Source organism: Pseudomonas sp. NY15181, from assembly GCF_048068055.1.
GTDB lineage: Bacteria > Pseudomonadota > Gammaproteobacteria > Pseudomonadales > Pseudomonadaceae > Pseudomonas.
In genome coordinates this window covers 275,802-291,664 of sequence record NZ_JBLUPT010000001.1, presented here as the reverse complement: position 1 = coordinate 291,664, position 15,863 = coordinate 275,802, and the positions used below count along the sequence as shown (strand labels likewise).

General features: G+C 66.7%; 14 protein-coding genes. 3 read left to right on the top strand and 11 right to left on the bottom strand.

Translation table 11 applies throughout. The annotated features are described in order from the left end of the window. Window positions 1-3: 3 nt before the first annotated feature. The 3 genes from ACNFBT_RS01360 to ACNFBT_RS01350 all read right to left on the bottom strand — a co-directional run bounded on the left by ACNFBT_RS01360 (window position 4) and on the right by ACNFBT_RS01350 (window position 6,597). Window positions 4-3,783, bottom strand: coding sequence for a nitrate reductase subunit alpha (locus ACNFBT_RS01360; RefSeq protein ID WP_416745774.1), 3,780 nt, complete (start codon window positions 3,781-3,783; stop codon window positions 4-6). A 96-nt stretch (window positions 3,784-3,879) separates the two neighbouring features. Then, window positions 3,880-5,283 carry a NarK family nitrate/nitrite MFS transporter gene (locus ACNFBT_RS01355; protein ID WP_416745772.1) on the bottom strand — a complete coding sequence of 468 codons (1,404 nt, stop codon included), beginning with the start codon at window positions 5,281-5,283 and terminating at the stop codon, window positions 3,880-3,882. A gap of 12 nt (window positions 5,284-5,295) precedes the next feature. Beyond that, window positions 5,296-6,597, bottom strand: a complete 1,302-nt coding sequence (locus ACNFBT_RS01350) for a nitrate/nitrite transporter (protein ID WP_416745770.1) — start codon at window positions 6,595-6,597, stop codon at window positions 5,296-5,298. Window positions 6,598-6,770: 173 nt separating this feature from the next. Here ACNFBT_RS01350 and ACNFBT_RS01345 point away from each other — a divergent pair, with 173 nt between their 5' ends. From ACNFBT_RS01345 to ACNFBT_RS01335, 3 genes are all read left to right on the top strand, one after another. Beyond that, complete coding sequence (locus tag ACNFBT_RS01345; protein ID WP_416745768.1) at window positions 6,771-8,633, top strand: histidine kinase; 1,863 nt, start codon at window positions 6,771-6,773, stop codon at window positions 8,631-8,633. Continuing rightward, entirely contained in the window at window positions 8,630-9,283 is a 654-nt protein-coding gene (gene narL / locus ACNFBT_RS01340) for a two-component system response regulator NarL (RefSeq protein WP_416745766.1), read from the top strand. Before ACNFBT_RS01345 ends, narL begins: the two co-directional genes overlap by 4 nt. A 202-nt stretch (window positions 9,284-9,485) precedes the next feature. Continuing rightward, entirely contained in the window at window positions 9,486-9,854 is a 369-nt protein-coding gene (locus tag ACNFBT_RS01335; RefSeq protein ID WP_416745764.1) for a putative zinc-binding protein, read from the top strand. A gap of 8 nt (window positions 9,855-9,862) precedes the next feature. Here ACNFBT_RS01335 and ubiT read toward each other — a convergent pair whose 3' ends face one another. The 8 genes from ubiT to moaC all read right to left on the bottom strand — a co-directional run bounded on the left by ubiT (window position 9,863) and on the right by moaC (window position 15,714). Then, window positions 9,863-10,336 (bottom strand): ubiquinone anaerobic biosynthesis accessory factor UbiT, encoded by a 474-nt coding sequence (gene ubiT / locus ACNFBT_RS01330; protein WP_416745762.1) that lies wholly within the window; start codon window positions 10,334-10,336, stop codon window positions 9,863-9,865. After that, window positions 10,330-11,220 carry a U32 family peptidase gene (locus tag ACNFBT_RS01325; RefSeq protein ID WP_416745760.1) on the bottom strand — a complete coding sequence of 297 codons (891 nt, stop codon included), beginning with the start codon at window positions 11,218-11,220 and terminating at the stop codon, window positions 10,330-10,332. Before ACNFBT_RS01325 ends, ubiT begins: the two co-directional genes overlap by 7 nt. Before the next feature lie 10 nt (window positions 11,221-11,230). Continuing rightward, complete coding sequence (ubiU, locus tag ACNFBT_RS01320; RefSeq protein WP_416745758.1) at window positions 11,231-12,226, bottom strand: ubiquinone anaerobic biosynthesis protein UbiU; 996 nt, start codon at window positions 12,224-12,226, stop codon at window positions 11,231-11,233. Between the two features lie 55 nt (window positions 12,227-12,281). Continuing rightward, window positions 12,282-13,517 (bottom strand): gephyrin-like molybdotransferase Glp, encoded by a 1,236-nt coding sequence (gene glp, locus ACNFBT_RS01315; RefSeq protein ID WP_416745756.1) that lies wholly within the window; start codon window positions 13,515-13,517, stop codon window positions 12,282-12,284. Beyond that, window positions 13,514-14,068, bottom strand: a complete 555-nt coding sequence (gene moaB / locus ACNFBT_RS01310) for a molybdenum cofactor biosynthesis protein B (protein WP_416745754.1) — start codon at window positions 14,066-14,068, stop codon at window positions 13,514-13,516. The genes glp and moaB overlap by 4 nt, the downstream gene beginning before the upstream one ends. A 452-nt stretch (window positions 14,069-14,520) precedes the next feature. After that, window positions 14,521-14,973, bottom strand: coding sequence for a molybdopterin synthase catalytic subunit MoaE (gene moaE, locus ACNFBT_RS01305; protein ID WP_416745752.1), 453 nt, complete (start codon window positions 14,971-14,973; stop codon window positions 14,521-14,523). 4 nt (window positions 14,974-14,977) lie between these two features. Beyond that, window positions 14,978-15,226, bottom strand: a complete 249-nt coding sequence (locus ACNFBT_RS01300) for a MoaD/ThiS family protein (RefSeq protein ID WP_416745750.1) — start codon at window positions 15,224-15,226, stop codon at window positions 14,978-14,980. Further along, window positions 15,223-15,714 (bottom strand): cyclic pyranopterin monophosphate synthase MoaC, encoded by a 492-nt coding sequence (moaC, locus tag ACNFBT_RS01295; RefSeq protein ID WP_416745748.1) that lies wholly within the window; start codon window positions 15,712-15,714, stop codon window positions 15,223-15,225. Before moaC ends, ACNFBT_RS01300 begins: the two co-directional genes overlap by 4 nt. Between the last annotated feature and the right edge of the window lie 149 nt (window positions 15,715-15,863).

Below are 15,863 nucleotides of genomic sequence, written 5' to 3'. Positions count from 1 at the left end.
TCCTCAAATGTCCTGGGGCAGCGGTTGCGGCAGAGCGTCACCGCCCAGCCCGCCCTGCTCCGGCTCGTCGAGCCAGTCGACCTTGTTCATCTTGCGCACCACGACGAACTCGTCGCGGTTGCAGCCGACGGTGCCGTAGTAGTTGAAGCCCCACGCCTGCTGGGCGTAGCCGCCGATCATGTGGGTGGGCTTCAAGACCACGCGGGTCACCGAGTTGTGGTGGCCGCCGCGGGTGCCGGTGGTCTCGCTGCCCGGCAGGTTCACGATGCGTTCCTGGGCGTGGTACATCATCACCATGCCGTCCTTCACGCGCTGGCTGACCACGGCGCGGCAGGTCGCGGCGCCGTTGGCGTTGAAGACTTCGACCCAGTCGTTGTCCTCGATGCCGGCGCGCCTGGCGTCGTTCTCGCTCATCCAGATGATCGGGCCACCGCGCGACAGGGTGAGCATCAGCAGGTTGTCGCTGTAGGTGGAGTGGATGCCCCACTTCTGGTGCGGGGTGATCCAGTTCAGGGTGATCTCGGTGTTGCCGTTGGGCTTCTTGTTCAGCAGCTTCTCGGTGGTGCGGGTGTTGACCGGCGGCCGGTAGCTGACGAAGCCCTCGCCGAAGGCCTGCATCCAGGGGTGATCCTGGTAGAACTGCTGGCGACCGGTGAGGGTGCGCCACGGGATCATTTCGTGGACGTTGGTGTAGCCGGCGTTATAGCTCACGTGCTCGTCTTCCAGGCCCGACCAGGTGGGGCTGGAGATGATCTTGCGCGGCTGCGCCTGGACGTCGCGGAAGCGGATCTTCTCTTCTTCCTTGGGCAGCGCCAGGTGGTTGTGCTCACGGCCGGTGATCTTCGCCAGCGCGTCCCAGGCCTTGACCGCGACCTGGCCGTTGGTTTCCGGCGCCAGGGCAAGGATCACCTCGGCGGCGTCGATGGCGCTCTCGATGCGCGGACGGCCTTCACTGATGCCCGGCTCGGTCACGCGATGGTTCAGCTCGCCGAGCAGCTTCACTTCCTTCTCGGTGTTCCAGCCGATGCCCTTGCCGCCGTTGCCGAGCTTGTCCAGCAGCGGGCCAAGGGAGGTGAACTTCTTGTAGGTATTCGGGTAGTCACGCTCGACCACGTGCAGGGTCGGCAAGGTCTTGCCCGGAACCGGCTCGCACTCGCCCTTCTTCCAGTCGCTGCCGCCGAACGGCTGCGCGAGTTCGTTCGCGGTGTCGTGCAGCAGCGGCACGGTCACCAGGTCCTTCTCCACGCCCAGATGGCCGACGGAAACCTCGGAGAATTTCTTCGCGATGGCCTTGTAGATTTCCCAGTCGCTCTTGGCTTCCCAGGCCGGGTCGGTGGCGGCCGACAGTGGGTGGATGAAGGGGTGCATGTCGGAGGTGTTGAGGTCGTCCTTCTCGTACCAGGTCGCGGTCGGCAGGACGATGTCCGAGTACATGCAGGTGGAAGACATGCGGAAGTCCAGGGTGGTGACCAGGTCCAGCTTGCCTTCGGCGCCCTGATCGACCCAGTCGACTTCGCCCGGGCAGGGGCCGCCGGCCTTGCCGAGGTCGTCGTTCATCACGCCGTTCTTCGCGCCCAGCAGGTACTTGAGCATGTACTCGTGGCCCTTGCCCGAGGAGCCGAGCAGGTTGGAGCGCCAGATGAACATGTTGCGCGGGAAGTTCTGCGGATCGTCCGGTTGCTCGCTGGCCACGCGCAGGTTGCCGGCCTTGAGCTCACGCACCACGTAGTCCTGCACCGGCAGGCCGGCCTTCTCGGCGTCGGCGGCGATGCGCAGCGGGTTGCGGTTGAGCTGCGGGGCGGACGGCAACCAGCCCATGCGCTCGGCGCGGATGTTGTAGTCCAGCGCGTGCTCGGGGAACTGCTTGGTGTCGGCCAGCGGCGAGAGGACTTCGTGCATCGAGATCTTCTCGTGGCGCCACTGCGAGCTGTGCAGGTAGAAGAAGCTAGTGCCGTTCATCTGCCGTGGCGGACGGCTCCAGTCGGTGCCGAAGGCCAGCGGGACCCAGCCGGTCTGCGGGCGGAGTTTCTCCTGGCCGACGTAGTGCGCCCAGCCGCCACCGCTCTGGCCGATGCAGCCGCACATCATCAGCATGTTGATGACGGCGCGGTAGTTCATGTCCATGTGGTACCAGTGGTTCATCGCCGCGCCGATGATCACCATGGCCTTGCCATGGGTCTTGTCGGCGCTGTCGGCGAACTCGCGGGCCACCTGGATCGCGCGGGACGCCGGGACGCCGGTGATGCGCTCCTGCCAGGCCGGGGTGTAGGGCACGTCGGCGTCAGCATAGGAGGCGGCGACGTTGCGGCCACCCAGGCCACGGTCGACGCTGTAGTTGGCCATCTGCAGGTCATACACGGTGGCGACACGCAGGGTCTTGCCGTCGGCACCGGTGATTTCGCGGAACGGCACGCGGCGCACCAGCACCTCGTCGTTGGCCACACCCTTGAAGTGCGGGTGTTCCTGGCCGGCGAAGTACGGGAAGGCCACGTCGCAGGCCTTTTCCGGTCCGTCGATCAGGGTCAGGGCGAGGCGGGTGTCACGCTTCTCGCCGCCTTCCTTCTCCTCGATGTTCCACTTGCCCGACTCGCCCCAGCGGTAGCCGATGGCGCCGGTGGGCGAGACCAGCTCGCCGGAGATTTCGTCCAGGCCGATGGTCTTCCACTCGGGGTTGTTGTCCTGGCCGAGGTTGTTCGCCAGGTCCGCTGCGCGCAGGTAGCGGGTCGGCTTGAGCACGCCATCGGTGTGCGGTTCGAGCAGCACCAGCATCGGCATGTCGGTGTACTGGCGGCAGTAGTCGACGAAGTAGGCGCTGGGTTTCTCGAGGTGGAACTCCTTGAGGATGACGTGACCAAAAGCCATGCCCAGCGCAGCGTCGGTACCCTGCTTGGGGTTGAGCCAGAGGTCGGTGAGCTTGGCCACTTCGGAGTAGTCCGGGGTGACGGCCACGGTCTTGGTGCCCTTGTAGCGGACCTCGGTGAAGAAGTGCGCATCGGGGGTACGGGTCTGCGGGACGTTGGAACCCCAGGCGATGATGTAGCTGGAGTTGTACCAGTCGGCCGATTCCGGCACGTCGGTCTGCTCGCCCCAGATCTGTGGCGACGCGGGAGGAAGGTCGCAGTACCAGTCGTAGAAGGACAGGCACACGCCGCCGATCAGCGACAGGTAACGGGCGCCAGCGGCGTAGCTGACCATGGACATCGCCGGGATCGGCGAGAAGCCGATGACGCGGTCCGGGCCATAGGTCTTGGCGGTGTAGACGTTGGCGGCGGCGATGATCTCGGTGACTTCGTTCCAGCTGGAGCGCACGAAGCCGCCCAGGCCGCGCTCGCTCTTGTAGCTTTTCGCCTTGGCGGAGTCCTCGACGATGCTGGCCCAGGCGTTCACCGGGTCCTTGTGCACGGCGCGCGCTTCACGCCAGAGCTTGAGCAGCGGCTTGCGCACCTTGGGGTACTTCAGGCGGTTGGCGCTGTACATGTACCAGGAGTAGCTGGCGCCACGGGGGCAGCCGCGCGGCTCGTGGTTGGGCAGGTCCGGGCGGGTGCGCGGGTAGTCGGTCTGCTGGGTTTCCCAGGTGATCAGGCCGTTCTTCACGTAGATCTTCCAGGAGCAGGAACCGGTGCAGTTCACCCCGTGGGTGGAGCGCACGATCTTGTCGTGCTGCCAGCGCTGCCGGTAGCTGTTTTCCCAGGCACGGCTCTCGTTGGTGACCTCGCCATGGCCATCGGCGAATTCACCCTGCTTCTTCTTGAAGAATTGCAGGCGGTCGAGCAGGTAACTCATCGGTATCTCCTCACCCGGTCTACGCCGGGCGTTCAAACGCTAATCAAGCTCGCGAAACGGGTTTGCGGCGGGCGCACAGCGCGCCCGCCACGGTAATCAGCAGGGGCTCTCGGCCCCTTTGCGCGCGTACCACCACCAGGTGACGACGATGCAGCTCAGGTAGTAGGCGACGAACACGTAGAGGGCGCCCTCGGCGCTGCCGGTCATGGCCAGCGAAGTGCCGAACGCCTTGGGAATGAAGAAGCCACCGTAGGCGCCGATGGCGGCGGAGAAACCGATCACCGCGGCCGATTCCATGCTGGCGCGCTTGGCACCGTGGGCTTCGGAGGCTTTGCCTTGCTGCACGCGCTGAGCCCACTCATTGCGGAAGATCACCGGGATCATGCGGAAGGTGCTGCCGTTGCCGATGCCAGCGAAGAAGAACAGCCCGATGAAGGAACCGAGGAAGCCGAAGAAGCTGCCGGCGCCGTTCGCACCGGGCAGGAAGCTGATCACCGCGAATACGCCGGCGATCATCGCCGCGTAGTTCCACAGGGTGATGCGTGCGCCGCCGAACTTGTCGGCCAGCCAGCCGCCCAGCGGCCGGCTCAGGGCGCCCACCAGCGGGCCGAGGAAGGCGTACTGCAGCGGGTTGATGTCGGGGAACTGGGTCTTGCTGAGCATGGCGAAGCCGGCGGAGAAGCCGATGAACGAGCCGAAGGTGGCCACGTACAGCCAGCACATCAGCCAGTTGTGCTTGCGCTTGAAGATCACCGACTGCTCACGGAACGAGGCCTTGGCATCGGCGATGTCGTTCATGCCGAACCAGGCGGCGACGGACACCACGGCGATGAAGGGCACCCAGATCCAGCCGGCGTTCTGCAGGAACAGGCGACCGCCGTCGGAGAGCTGCTGCGGCTCGCCACCGAAGGCGCCGAACAGGCCACCGGCCACGGCCAGCGGCACGGCGAACTGCATCACCGAGACGCCCAGGTTGCCCAGGCCGGCGTTCAGGCCCAAGGCAGTGCCCTGCTGGTTCTTCGGGTAGAAGAAGCTGATGTTGGACATGCTGGAGGCGAAGTTGCCGCCGCCGAAGCCACACAGCAGGGCGATGGTGGCGAACACCCAGTAAGGCGTTTCCGGGTTCTGCACGGCGAAGCCGAGCCAGATGCAGGGGATCAGCAGGGAGGCGGTGGACAGTGCGGTCCAGCGGCGGCCGCCGAACACCGGCACCATGAAGGAGTAGAACACCCGCAGGGTGGCGCCGGAGATCGACGGCAGCGCGGCGAGCAGGAACAACTGGTCGTTGCTGAAGCTGAAGCCGGCGGAGTTCAGGCGCACGGTGACGGTGCTCCAGATCATCCACACGGCGAAGGCCAGCAGCAGTGCCGGGATGGAGATCCACAGGTTGCGCGCGGCGATGCGCTTGCCGCTTTGCGCCCAGAACTCGGAGTCCTCGGGGCGCCAGTCGATCAGCAGCGGACCGCTGGCGGCTTTGAGTTGGGTGTTGATCATGCCCATGACGGCACTACCTCAGGATTGACTGTAAGGAATGGGAGAGGCATCGACTTCGGCCGCGCGGGCCTGGCCGTCGATGCGCTGCTGTTGCTTGATCGCGTAATGCATCCAGACCATGCAGACCACGGTCAGGCCGAACAGCAACATGAAGCAGGAGGAGCGCACGCCGATGTGGTCGGCGGCGTAGCCGAACAGGATCGGCAGGCAGAAGCCGCCGAGGCCGCCGATGACCCCGACCATGCCGCCGACGGTGCCCATGTTCTGCGGGTAGTAGTCGTGGATGATCCGGTACACGCTGGCCTTGCCGAAGCCCTGGGCGATGCCCACGACGAACACCAGGAAGGTGAACAGCCAGACGTTCAGGCCGATGCCGAGGCTGACGTCACCCTTGATGCCGTGGATGGTCATGGTGGTCGGCGGGTAGGAGAGGAAGAACAGGCAGACCAGGCAGATCCAGAACACGCCCCAGTTCACCGCGCGCGCGCCGTAGTGGTCACTGAACCAGCCGCCCAGGGCGCGGATCAGGCCCGACGGCAGGGTGAACAGCATGGTGATGAAGGAGGCGGTCTTCAGGTCCAGGCCGTACTCGGCGATGTAGTACTTGGGCAGCCACAGGGCCAGGGCGACGAAGCCGCCGAAGACGAAGAAGTAGTACAGGCCGAAGCGCCACACGCGCAGCTCGCCCAGCGGCGCCAGCTGCTTGGCCAGGGTCGGCCGCGGACGGCTGGGGTCGGCGTCGCCGCCCTTGGTGTGGGCCGGGTCGGTCCAGGTGCAGAACCAGAACAGCAGCGCGGTCACCAGCATGGCCACCGAGTAGATCTGCGGGACCATGCGCCAGCCGAAGGCGACCACGATCATCGGCGCCACCAGGTTGGTGATCGCCGCACCGGCGTTGCCGGCGCCGAAGATGCCCATGGCGGTGCCCTGGCGCTCCTTCTCGAACCACGAGGAGGTATAGGCGATGCCCACCGCGAAGGAACCACCGGCCAGGCCGACGAACAGGCCCAGCACCAGGTAGTGCCAGTAGAGGGAGGCGAAGGCCAGGCCGTAGATCGGGATGGCCACCAGCAGCATGTGGATGAAGAACACGATGCGCCCGCCGAAGCGATCGGTGATCAGGCCCAGCGGCAGGCGCACCAGAGAACCGGTGAGGATCGGCAGCGCCACCATCAGGCCGAACTGCGCCTCGGACAGGCCCAACTCCTCCTTGATGCGGATACCGATGATCGAAAACATCGTCCAGACCGCGAAGTTCACGGCGAACGCCAGTGTGCTCATACCGAGCACGGAGTACTGTTTCTGACGGTGGGACAACATGGCTAAGCTCACTTCCTGACAGCCTTTGCCCGCACGTTAGGTAAGGCCTAAGCCTCTTCTCTTGACCCCCATCAATGAGCCAAAGGGCGTTTCATGAGCAGATGCGCGCCGCTACCTCCAAGTAGGTATCTCTTCCATGAACTCCTAATTTGTTGTTTTTAAAGGCCTTTTCAATGAACACGGTGCACCCTGCGGAGCCTTCCGCCAACGACCGATTCTTTGTGGGTAGTACACCTGCCGGCCGCCCTCCCCTGCGCAAATCCATCGTCGTCCGCTTCGGCTGCTACCTCACCCTGCTGGTCTCCCTGGCGCTCGCCGGCATGTTCAGCGCCCTGCTCTTCGCCGACTATTCGCACCAGGACGCGGCGGTGATCAACCAGGCCGGCTCGCTGCGCATGCTCACCTACCGCCTGGCGCTGGACCCTTCGCCGATCAACCGCCAGGCGCTGCAAGCCACGCTGCGCGCGCGCCTGGACAGCGAGGAGATCACCCGCCTGCTGCGCCGCGCCGACGCCGATGCGCCGATCCGCCGGCAGCACGAACAATTGCGCAGCGAGTTGAAGAGGCTCGACCTGGCCCAGGCTCCGGCACTGGAAACACTGGACACCTTCGTCAGCCACATCGACGCCTTCGTCGGCACGCTGCAGAGCAACGCCGAGCATCGCTCGCAGATGCTCAGCACGGTGCAGGGCCTGTGCCTGTTCCTCAGCCTGCTGGTGGTCTTCATCAGCCTCTACGACCTGAGCTACCACGTGGTCGGCCCGTTGCGCGACCTCACCAGCACCGCCCGCCGACTCGGCCAGGGCGACCTCAGCGCGCGGGTCAGCAGCAGCGGTGAGGACGAGCTGAGCCAGTTGGGCGAACGCTTCAACCAGATGGCAACCGAACTGCAGGCCATCTACCGCGAGCTGGAGGCGCGGGTGGAAGACAAGACCCGCGACCTCTCCAACAGCCACCAACGCCTGGAACTGCTCTATGCCAGCGCCCGCCGCCTGGGCCAGGATCCGTACGACGAGCGCACCCTGCAACCGCTGCTGAACCAGCTCGAACGCGTGCTGCAGGCCGGCAAGGTGACGCTGTGTCTGAACAAGGACGGCGTCGAGCGCGCCTACACCTCGCTCACCACCGACGGCATCAGCGGCAGCTTTTGCCTGCAGGGCAACTGCGGTGACTGCCGCGCCCAGGCCGACCACTGCAGCGAGCCGGTCAAGGGCCTCAACCCGCTGCTGATGCAGCCGCTGGCCATCGGCGAGCACCGCTTCGGCGAGCTGTTCATCGAGACCGCCAGCGGCCGTCTGGAAGACTGGCAGCGCCAGTTCGTCGAAGGCTTCTGCGACAACATCGCGCGCACCTTCGCCCTGTCCCTGCAACAGGAACAGGAGAACCGCCTGGCCCTGTTCGCCGAGCGCGGCACCATCGCCCGCGAGCTGCACGACTCGCTGGCGCAGTCGCTTTCCTACCTGAAGATCCAGGTCAGCCGCCTGGCCACGCTGCTCAAGCGCGACGTGCCGCCGGAGAAGATCGACGAAACCCTGGGCGAACTGCGCGAAGGCCTGAACAGCGCCTACCGCCAGTTGCGCGAACTGCTCACCACCTTCCGCCTGAGCCTGGAGCAATCCAGCCTGGAGGCGGCGTTGGTGAAGACGGTGGAGGAATTCGGTGAACGCGGCGGGCTCTCCATCGAACTGGACAACCGCCTGGCGCACATCCCGCTCAACCCCAACGAGGAAATCCACATCCTGCAGATCGTCCGCGAGGCGCTGTCCAACGTGGTCCGCCATGCCCAGGCCAGCCATGCAAAGGTCAGCCTCATCGAATATGCCGACGACCGGGTGTGCATCACCATCGACGACGACGGCGTCGGCTTTGATCCAGCGCAGAGCCGCAATGGGCACTATGGGCTTAGCATCATGCGGGAGCGCAGCCAGACCCTGCAGGCTGCCTTCAGCATTGCCCCGCGCGAGCCGCAGGGCACCCGCGTCAGCGTGCGCTTCACCCACAAACCCCTGTCGCAGTCCCCGGAGACATCCTCATGACGGCCCACCCCACCGACGACCGTGCACGCATTCTGCTCGTCGACGACCACCCGATGATGCGCAAGGGCGTGGTCCAGCTGCTGGAGTTCGAGGACGACCTGCAGGTAGTGGGCGAAGCCGGCAGCGGCGAGGAAGCCCTGCGCCTGGCCGCGGAGCTTGCGCCGGACATGATCCTGCTCGACCTCAACATGAAGGGCATGACCGGCCTCGACACCCTGCGCGCCATGCGCGAGAACGGCGAGGACGCACGCATCGTAGTGTTCACCGTCTCGGACGATCGCAACGATGTGATCAATGTGCTGCGCGCCGGCGCCGACGGCTACCTGCTCAAGGACATGGAACCCGAGCGCCTGCTGGAGCACATCCGCCAGGCCGCCACCGGACAGCTCACCATCAGCCCGCAGCTGACCCAGGTACTGGCCCAGGCCCTGCGCGGCGATGACCGGCCCAAGGGCATCGAGGAACTCACCGACCGCGAACGGCAGATCCTCCGCCAGCTGTCCAACGGCTACAGCAACAAGATGATCGCGCGCAAACTCGACATCACCGAAGGCACGGTGAAGGTCCATGTGAAGCGCGTGCTGCACAAGCTCGGCATGCGCTCGCGGGTGGAAGCGGCGGTCTGGGCGGTGGAGAACCACCTGGTCTGATCGCCCGCACCGTACCTGCTCCAATCTGTAGGAGCGAGCTTGCTCGCGAACAGGCTCCGCTGCTGGGTTTGTTCGCGAGCAAGCTCGCTCCTACGAAAAGCGCCCTACCTCACTGGGAGTAGTCCGCCAGCCGACTTGATTCAGATCATGTCGCGACAGCCCACGGCGGCAGGACACTGCGGCACTCACCCAGGAGGTCCCCATGCCGCCCTCGCCGCACCTGCCCCTCGTCTACTCCTGCTCCGGCTGCTCCAACCTCGCGCAGCTGGCCAACGACCTCGCCCTGCGCCTGGACCGTGACGGCCTGGCGGAAATGTCCTGCATCGCGGGCGTCGGCGGCGACGTACCGGCGCTGGTGAAGAAGGCCTGCTCCGGCCGGCCGATCATCGCTGTAGACGGCTGCCACCTGCACTGCGTGCAGAACTGCCTGGCGCGCCACGGGGTGAAGGCCGAGCACGAGATCACCCTCACCGAATACGGGCTGAAGAAACGCTACGGCCAGGACGCGCCGGTACAGGACTTCGAGATGCTCTACGAAGAATTGCAGTTCCTCCTGCGCAGCAGCGCCTGAGCTATCGCTCAGGCGTTCTCTTGCACCGCCCGGCTGGCCCGGCGCATGGTGCTCCACAGCCAGGCCGGGAGGCTGTCCGGATCGAGGCTGTCAATCAGGTTCTTCACCGCCAGGCCCAGTTCGGTATCGCCCTCAATCACCAGGCGCCGGCGAAAGAACAGCGTATCGGGGTCCTCCTGCCTTCCCGCCAGCAGCAGGAAGTCGCGCCAGTTGCCACGGATGGTCACGCTGGGCGCGCAGGCGTCGGCGAAGCGCAGGCCGTTGCGATCGTGGGTGAAGCTCCAGGCCAGCCCGAGATCGCTCACCTCCAGGCGCAGCCAGTGGCCGTCGAGGATGTCGAAGGCACCGTCGGCCAGCGCATCGGTGAACAGCCGGTTGGCGGCACGCTGCAACACCGCGCGCTGAAGTCCGGCTGGAAGGCGAGCAGCCAGCGGCAACAGGCGGTCGGCGGCGCGCAAGGCGCCGGCTTCAAGATTCAGCACAGCGTCACCTCATCGCTGCGCAACATGCCCGGGCGGCCATGCCAGTATCCGTTGCAGCCCTCCACCGCCAGCGGCGGCGTGGCGCCCCGGCGCACCCGGTCGAAGGCCTGCACCACGTCCACCATCCCTTCGGCACGCGGGCTCAGGCGCAGCAGGTCGGCACCGCAATCGCGCAACGAGGCGTAATCCGCCAGCAGGTTACTCACCTCACCAGACAGGGTCTGGATGCCATTGAGGGTGAACAATGGCATGCCCTCCTGGCTGAGCATCGACATGCCTTCGGGGTAGTTCTGGCAGCAGAACTGGCAATCGTCCTTGGGGCGGTTCTCCGCCCGCGCAGTGAAGCAGCGCGCCGAATAGGCCAGCGGCAGATGGCCGTAGGCGAACACCTCGGTTTCCACGTCGCCGATGCCCAGCTCGCGAGCCTGTTCGATCACCGAGTGGATCTGTTCACCGGAGCATTCAACCGGCGGCACCCAGCGGCGCAGGCCGGCGGCGTGCAGTTCCGCCAGCGTGTGGCCGTTGTAGACATTCAGCGCAGGGCCGCCGACGAACTCGACGCCCAACCCGGAGAGAATCTGTACCGCGCCCATGTCGTTGGCCTCGACCTGAAATTCTCCGTTGGCGCACAGGCGGCGCAGCGCGGACAGCTCCGATGCCGCCTCGATCAGCGCCAGCCCCGAGATGAGGATCTGCGCCCCACTGTGCTGTTGCAGCTCGCGCCCAAGGCCGAGCCAGTCGTCCAGCGACAGCGCGCGGCGCTTGGAGCAGACGGTCTCGCCGATGGTGATCGCGTCCAGCGGCTGTTCGGCCAGCCGCGCATAAAAATCCAGGAGTGTCCGGCGGTCCCAGTAGAACAGCACCGGCCCCAGGCTGAGTTTCATCGCGACTTCCTCACTGCCAGGAACGATGGTAGGCGCCCAGGGTGGTCTGGTGGCCTTCGGAAAGCTTGTCCAGGGCGTCCTGCCACTGCGTCAGCGCACGGTAGTTCTCGGGCGCGCGCTGCCAGGCATCCAGCGCCTGGCGCCAGACGCGGGTGACCTGCTCGACGTAGGCCGGGCTGCGCTGGCGACCCTCGATCTTCACCGCCGCCACGCCGATCTCCGCCAGCTGCGGGATCAGGTCGATGGTGTTCAGGCTGGTGGGCTCTTCCAGCGCGTGGAAGCGCTCGCCGTTGACCACGAAGCGCCCCTTGCACAGCGTCGGGTAGCCGGCCGGCTCGTCCGGCGCATAGCGGTCGATCAGCACGCCGTTGAGGCGCGAGGTCAGCCCTTCCGGCTCTTCGCTCCAGCGCACCGCCTTGGCCGGCGAGCAGACGCCGCAGAGGTTGGGCGACTCGCCGGTGACATAGGACGACAGGTGGCAGCGCCCCTCGGCCATGATGCACAGGCTGCCGAAGGCGAAGACTTCGATGGGCACCGGGCTGTTCGCCGCCACCTGGCGCACCTGCGCCAGCGACAGCACGCGCGGCAGCACGGCGCGGCGGATGCCATAACGCTCGTGGTAGAACGCCAGCGCCGCCACGTTGGTGGCCGAGCCCTGCACCGAGAGGTGCAGCGCGAGATTCGGGTGACGCCTGGCGGCGTAGCCGAGCACCGCGCAGTCGGCGGCGATCAGCGCGTCCACGCCCAGCTCGGCGGCGTGGTCCACGGCGCGCTGCCAGCGCGCCCAGCCGGCCGCGCCGGGGTAGGTGTTGACCGCCACGTACATCTGCTTGCCGGCGCTGTGGATAAGTTCCACGCCCTGGCGCAGCTGCCGGTCATCGAGGTTGAGGCCGGCGAAGTGCCGGGCGTTGGTGTCGTCGCGAAAGCCGACGTAGATGGCGTCGGCCCCTTCGCGCAGGGCCGATTTCAAGGCGGGCAGACTCCCCGCCGGACAGACCAGTTGCATGCTCCCCCCGGACACTTCGAAGGCCGCCGGCCCCTGCCGGCGGCAGGGTACGGCGTCAGTCGCCGAGTTCGCTGAAAGACAGGAAAGGCACCGGCTCACCCATGCGCAGCGTGCGCCCGGCCTCCACCACCGACAGGCCATCGGCCCAGCTCGCCGCGCGCAGCATGGCCGAGCCCTGCTGCGGATGCAGGCAGATGCGGGCCACGCCGGCGCCATCCAGCTCCAGGCGCGCGCGCAGGTACTGGCGGCGCGAGTTGGGCGTGGGCCAGTCGAAGCCCGCCGGCAGCGTAACCGGCAGCGTCTCCACCTCGCTGCGCCCCTGGGCACGCCAGAGGAACGGCCGGGCCACCACCAGCGCGGTGACCAGCGCGGCAGCCGGGTTACCCGGCAGGCCGATCCACGGCTTGCCGGCGATACTGCCGAACGCCAGCGGCTTGCCCGGCTGCATCTTCAGCTTCCACAGATGCAGTTCACCCAGCTCGCGGATCGCCTGTTTGAGGTAGTCGCGGTCGCCCACGGAAACACCACCACTGGTGATCAGTACGTCCCATTCGGACGCCGCGAGGCTCAACGCGTCGCGGCTGGCCGCCAGGGTGTCGGCGAGCACGCCGTAGTCGTGCACGTCCATGCCCCAGCCACGCAGCAGCGCGCCGAGGCTGAAGCGGTTGGCGTTGTAGATTTGCCCCGGCGCCAGCGCCTCACCCGGCTCGCGCAGCTCGTCGCCGCTGCTCAGCAGGCAGACGCGCAGCGGGCGGTACACGCTGACGCGGTCGAGACCGACGCTGGCCAGCAGGCCGAGTTCCTGGGCGCGCAATTTCTTCCCGGCGCTCAGCAGTGCGTCGCCTGCGCAGAGCTCTTCGCCACGACGGCGCACATGGCTGCCGTGCTCGACCAGGGGCACCTGCAACCAGTCGCCATCCACCCGGCAGTCTTCCTGGGCGATCACGCTATCGGCGCCCGGCGGCAGCGGCGCGCCGGTGAAGATGCGCACGGCCTGGCCGGGTTGCAGTTCGACCTGGGCGGCATCACCCGCGGCGATGTAGCCGGCGATCCTCAACCGCGCGCCGGAAGCGCCCGTATCGGCGCTGCGCAAGGCATAGCCGTCCATCGCGCTGTTGTCCCACAACGGCAGGTCCAGTGGGGCGCGCACGTCCTCGGCCAGCACGCGGCCCAGGGCGTTCTCCAGGTCGACGCGCACCGTCGGCGGCGCCATCGGCACGAATTCCATCAGCGCGGCGATGGCCTCGTCCACCGGGCGCAGGCCTGCGCCGGAACAGCCGCAGGCGCTCATGAGCGGGTACCGCAGGCCAGCACCGGGCGCTCGGGCAGGCGCTTGAGATGGGGGACGAAGTTGCAGGGCCTGGTGCGGCTGTCGAGCTGCTGCACGAGGATCTTTTCCCAGGCGGTCAGGCAGGCGCCGGTGGAGCCGGGCAGGCAGCAGATCAGCGTGCCGTTGGTGATGCCGGCGATGGCGCGGGACTGAATGGTGGAGGTGCCGATTTCCTCGCGGGAAATCTGCCGGAACAGCTCGCCGAAGCCATCCACGGTGCGCTCCAGCAAGGGCGCGACGGCCTGCGGGGTGTTGTCGCGTGCGGTGAAGCCGGTGCCGCCGGTGATCAGGCCGACCTGGACCTTGGGGTCGGCGATCCAGGCCGAGACCACGGCGCGGATCTGGTAGATGTCGTCGATGACCAGCCGGCGTTCGGCAAGGGCATGGCCAGCGCGCTGCAGCGAGGTCACCAGGGCCTGGCCAGAGGTGTCGTTGTGCAGGCTGCGGGTATCGCTGACGGTGAGGACAGCGATCTCCAGCGGCTGGAATTCGTGGGTGCTGAGATGGCTCATGGCAAGCTTCCGAGAAAGGGCTGGCGCCAGCCTGCGCCCGTTCCCGGATAGCGCCCATTCCTCCTAGGAGGTACTGCCCCGGCGCGTGCGGGGCATCGCCCTCGCCACGCGGGGCAACCTGCAGGAGCGCGCCATGCGCGCGATCGCGGGCATGGCCCGCTCCTACAACGAAACGCTGCAGCCAACCTTGATCGCTGGAGCAACGGCAGGGCTTCGCGGACAAGGGCTAGGCGCCCCAGTCGCTCCTACGAGATCAAAAGCCCCTCACCCTAACCCTCTCCCGCAAGCGGGAGAGGGAACCGTTCGGTGCAGGAGGAAGCCACGGTGTCAGCCGGTACGAACTGCTCCCTCTCCCTGAGGGAGAGGGCTGGGGTGAGGGGGAAAGCCCAACCAGAAACTTCCCGGAAAAGACAGTTGCTCCTACGCAAGCAGTAACGTCGGAGCCAGCCGGATCAGCGCTCCCAGCGATCAGCGGCGTCCTTGTCGCTGCAGCGGCCTTCGACCCAGCGCGGGCCGTCAGTGGTGTCTTCCTTCTTCCAGAAGGGCGCGCGGGTCTTGAGGTAGTCCATGACGAAGTTGCAGGCATCGAACGCCGCCTGGCGGTGGGCGCTGGCGGTGCCGACGAAGACGATGGGCTCGCCCGGCTCCAGGCGACCGATGCGGTGCAGGATGTCCAGGCGCAGCAGCGGCCAGCGCTCGCGGGCCTCGACGGCGATCTTCTCCAGGGCCTTCTCGGTCATGCCGGGGTAGTGTTCGAGGAACATCCCGCCGACCTCGCGGCCATCGTTGAAGTCGCGCACGTAGCCGACGAAACCGACCACCGCGCCGACACCGACGTTGGCGTCGTGCAGCGCATTGAGTTCGACGCCCGGATCGAACGCCGCCGACTGGACGCGGATCGTCATGGCCTCAGCCTCCGGTCACGGTGGGGAAGAAGGCCACCTCGTCGCCGTCGGCGAGGGGCTCGTCGAGGGAGCACAGCTCCTGGTTGCGCGCGCACATCAGGTTCTGCTCGCCCAGTACACTCCAGGCGCCGCCGCGCTCCAGCAGCAGGTGCCGCAGGGCGTCGAGGCTGGCCAGGGATTCGCTCCAGTTCAGCTGCTCGCCGTCCAGGCCGAGGGCTTCGCGGTAGCGGGCGAAGTACTGCACGCGGATCATGGGGTGTCTCCTGCCACGTGCTCCGTAGCTACGTAATGGCCGCTCTTGCCACCGAGCTTCTCCAGCAGGCGCACGCTTTCGATGGTCATGCCGCGATCCACGGCCTTGCACATGTCGTAGATGGTCAGCGCGGCGACGCTGGCGGCGGTCAGCGCTTCCATCTCCACGCCGGTCTGCCCGGCCAGCTTGCAGCGGGCGACAATGTGCACGGTGTCTTCACCCTCGGGCGCCAGCTCGACCTTGACGCTGGTGAGCAGCAGCGGATGGCACAGCGGGATCAGTTCATGGGTTTTCTTCGCCGCCTGGATGCCGGCGATGCGCGCCACGGCGAACACGTCGCCCTTGGGGTGGCCGCCATCCTGGATCAGCTTGAGGGTGTCCGGGAGCATGCGCACCCGGGCTTCGGCCACGGCCTCACGGGACGTCACGGCTTTTTCGGTGACGTCGACCATGTTGGCGCGGCCTTGGGAATCGAGATGGGTCAGCACGGGCGGGAACTCTCCGGAGAATGCGGACGATCAAGGGAACAGTGTAACCCCGGGGCGCTCGGCTGGCAGTACGGCGAGCGGCGCGATGGGGGGAGGATTGTATACAAAAAGAGGTATGCACAGGTGATGTTGGCGCTGGGCTGTTCGCG

What these genes read in the sequence shown, in the direction of transcription:
- moaB (WP_416745754.1), bottom strand. Translation starts at nt 14,068, where the DNA reads ATGAGCCATCTCAGCACCCACGAATTCCAGCCGCTGGAGATCGCTGTC.
- glp (WP_416745756.1), bottom strand. Translation starts at nt 13,517, where the DNA reads ATGAGCGCCTGCGGCTGTTCCGGCGCAGGCCTGCGCCCGGTGGACGAG.
- ACNFBT_RS01360 (WP_416745774.1), bottom strand. Translation starts at nt 3,783, where the DNA reads ATGAGTTACCTGCTCGACCGCCTGCAATTCTTCAAGAAGAAGCAGGGT.
- narL (WP_416745766.1), top strand. Translation starts at nt 8,630, where the DNA reads ATGACGGCCCACCCCACCGACGACCGTGCACGCATTCTGCTCGTCGAC.
- ubiU (WP_416745758.1), bottom strand. Translation starts at nt 12,226, where the DNA reads ATGCAACTGGTCTGTCCGGCGGGGAGTCTGCCCGCCTTGAAATCGGCC.
- ACNFBT_RS01355 (WP_416745772.1), bottom strand. Translation starts at nt 5,283, where the DNA reads ATGGGCATGATCAACACCCAACTCAAAGCCGCCAGCGGTCCGCTGCTG.
- ACNFBT_RS01350 (WP_416745770.1), bottom strand. Translation starts at nt 6,597, where the DNA reads ATGTTGTCCCACCGTCAGAAACAGTACTCCGTGCTCGGTATGAGCACA.
- moaE (WP_416745752.1), bottom strand. Translation starts at nt 14,973, where the DNA reads ATGACGATCCGCGTCCAGTCGGCGGCGTTCGATCCGGGCGTCGAACTC.
- ACNFBT_RS01345 (WP_416745768.1), top strand. Translation starts at nt 6,771, where the DNA reads ATGAACACGGTGCACCCTGCGGAGCCTTCCGCCAACGACCGATTCTTT.
- ACNFBT_RS01300 (WP_416745750.1), bottom strand. Translation starts at nt 15,226, where the DNA reads ATGATCCGCGTGCAGTACTTCGCCCGCTACCGCGAAGCCCTCGGCCTG.
- ACNFBT_RS01325 (WP_416745760.1), bottom strand. Translation starts at nt 11,220, where the DNA reads ATGAAACTCAGCCTGGGGCCGGTGCTGTTCTACTGGGACCGCCGGACA.
- ACNFBT_RS01335 (WP_416745764.1), top strand. Translation starts at nt 9,486, where the DNA reads ATGCCGCCCTCGCCGCACCTGCCCCTCGTCTACTCCTGCTCCGGCTGC.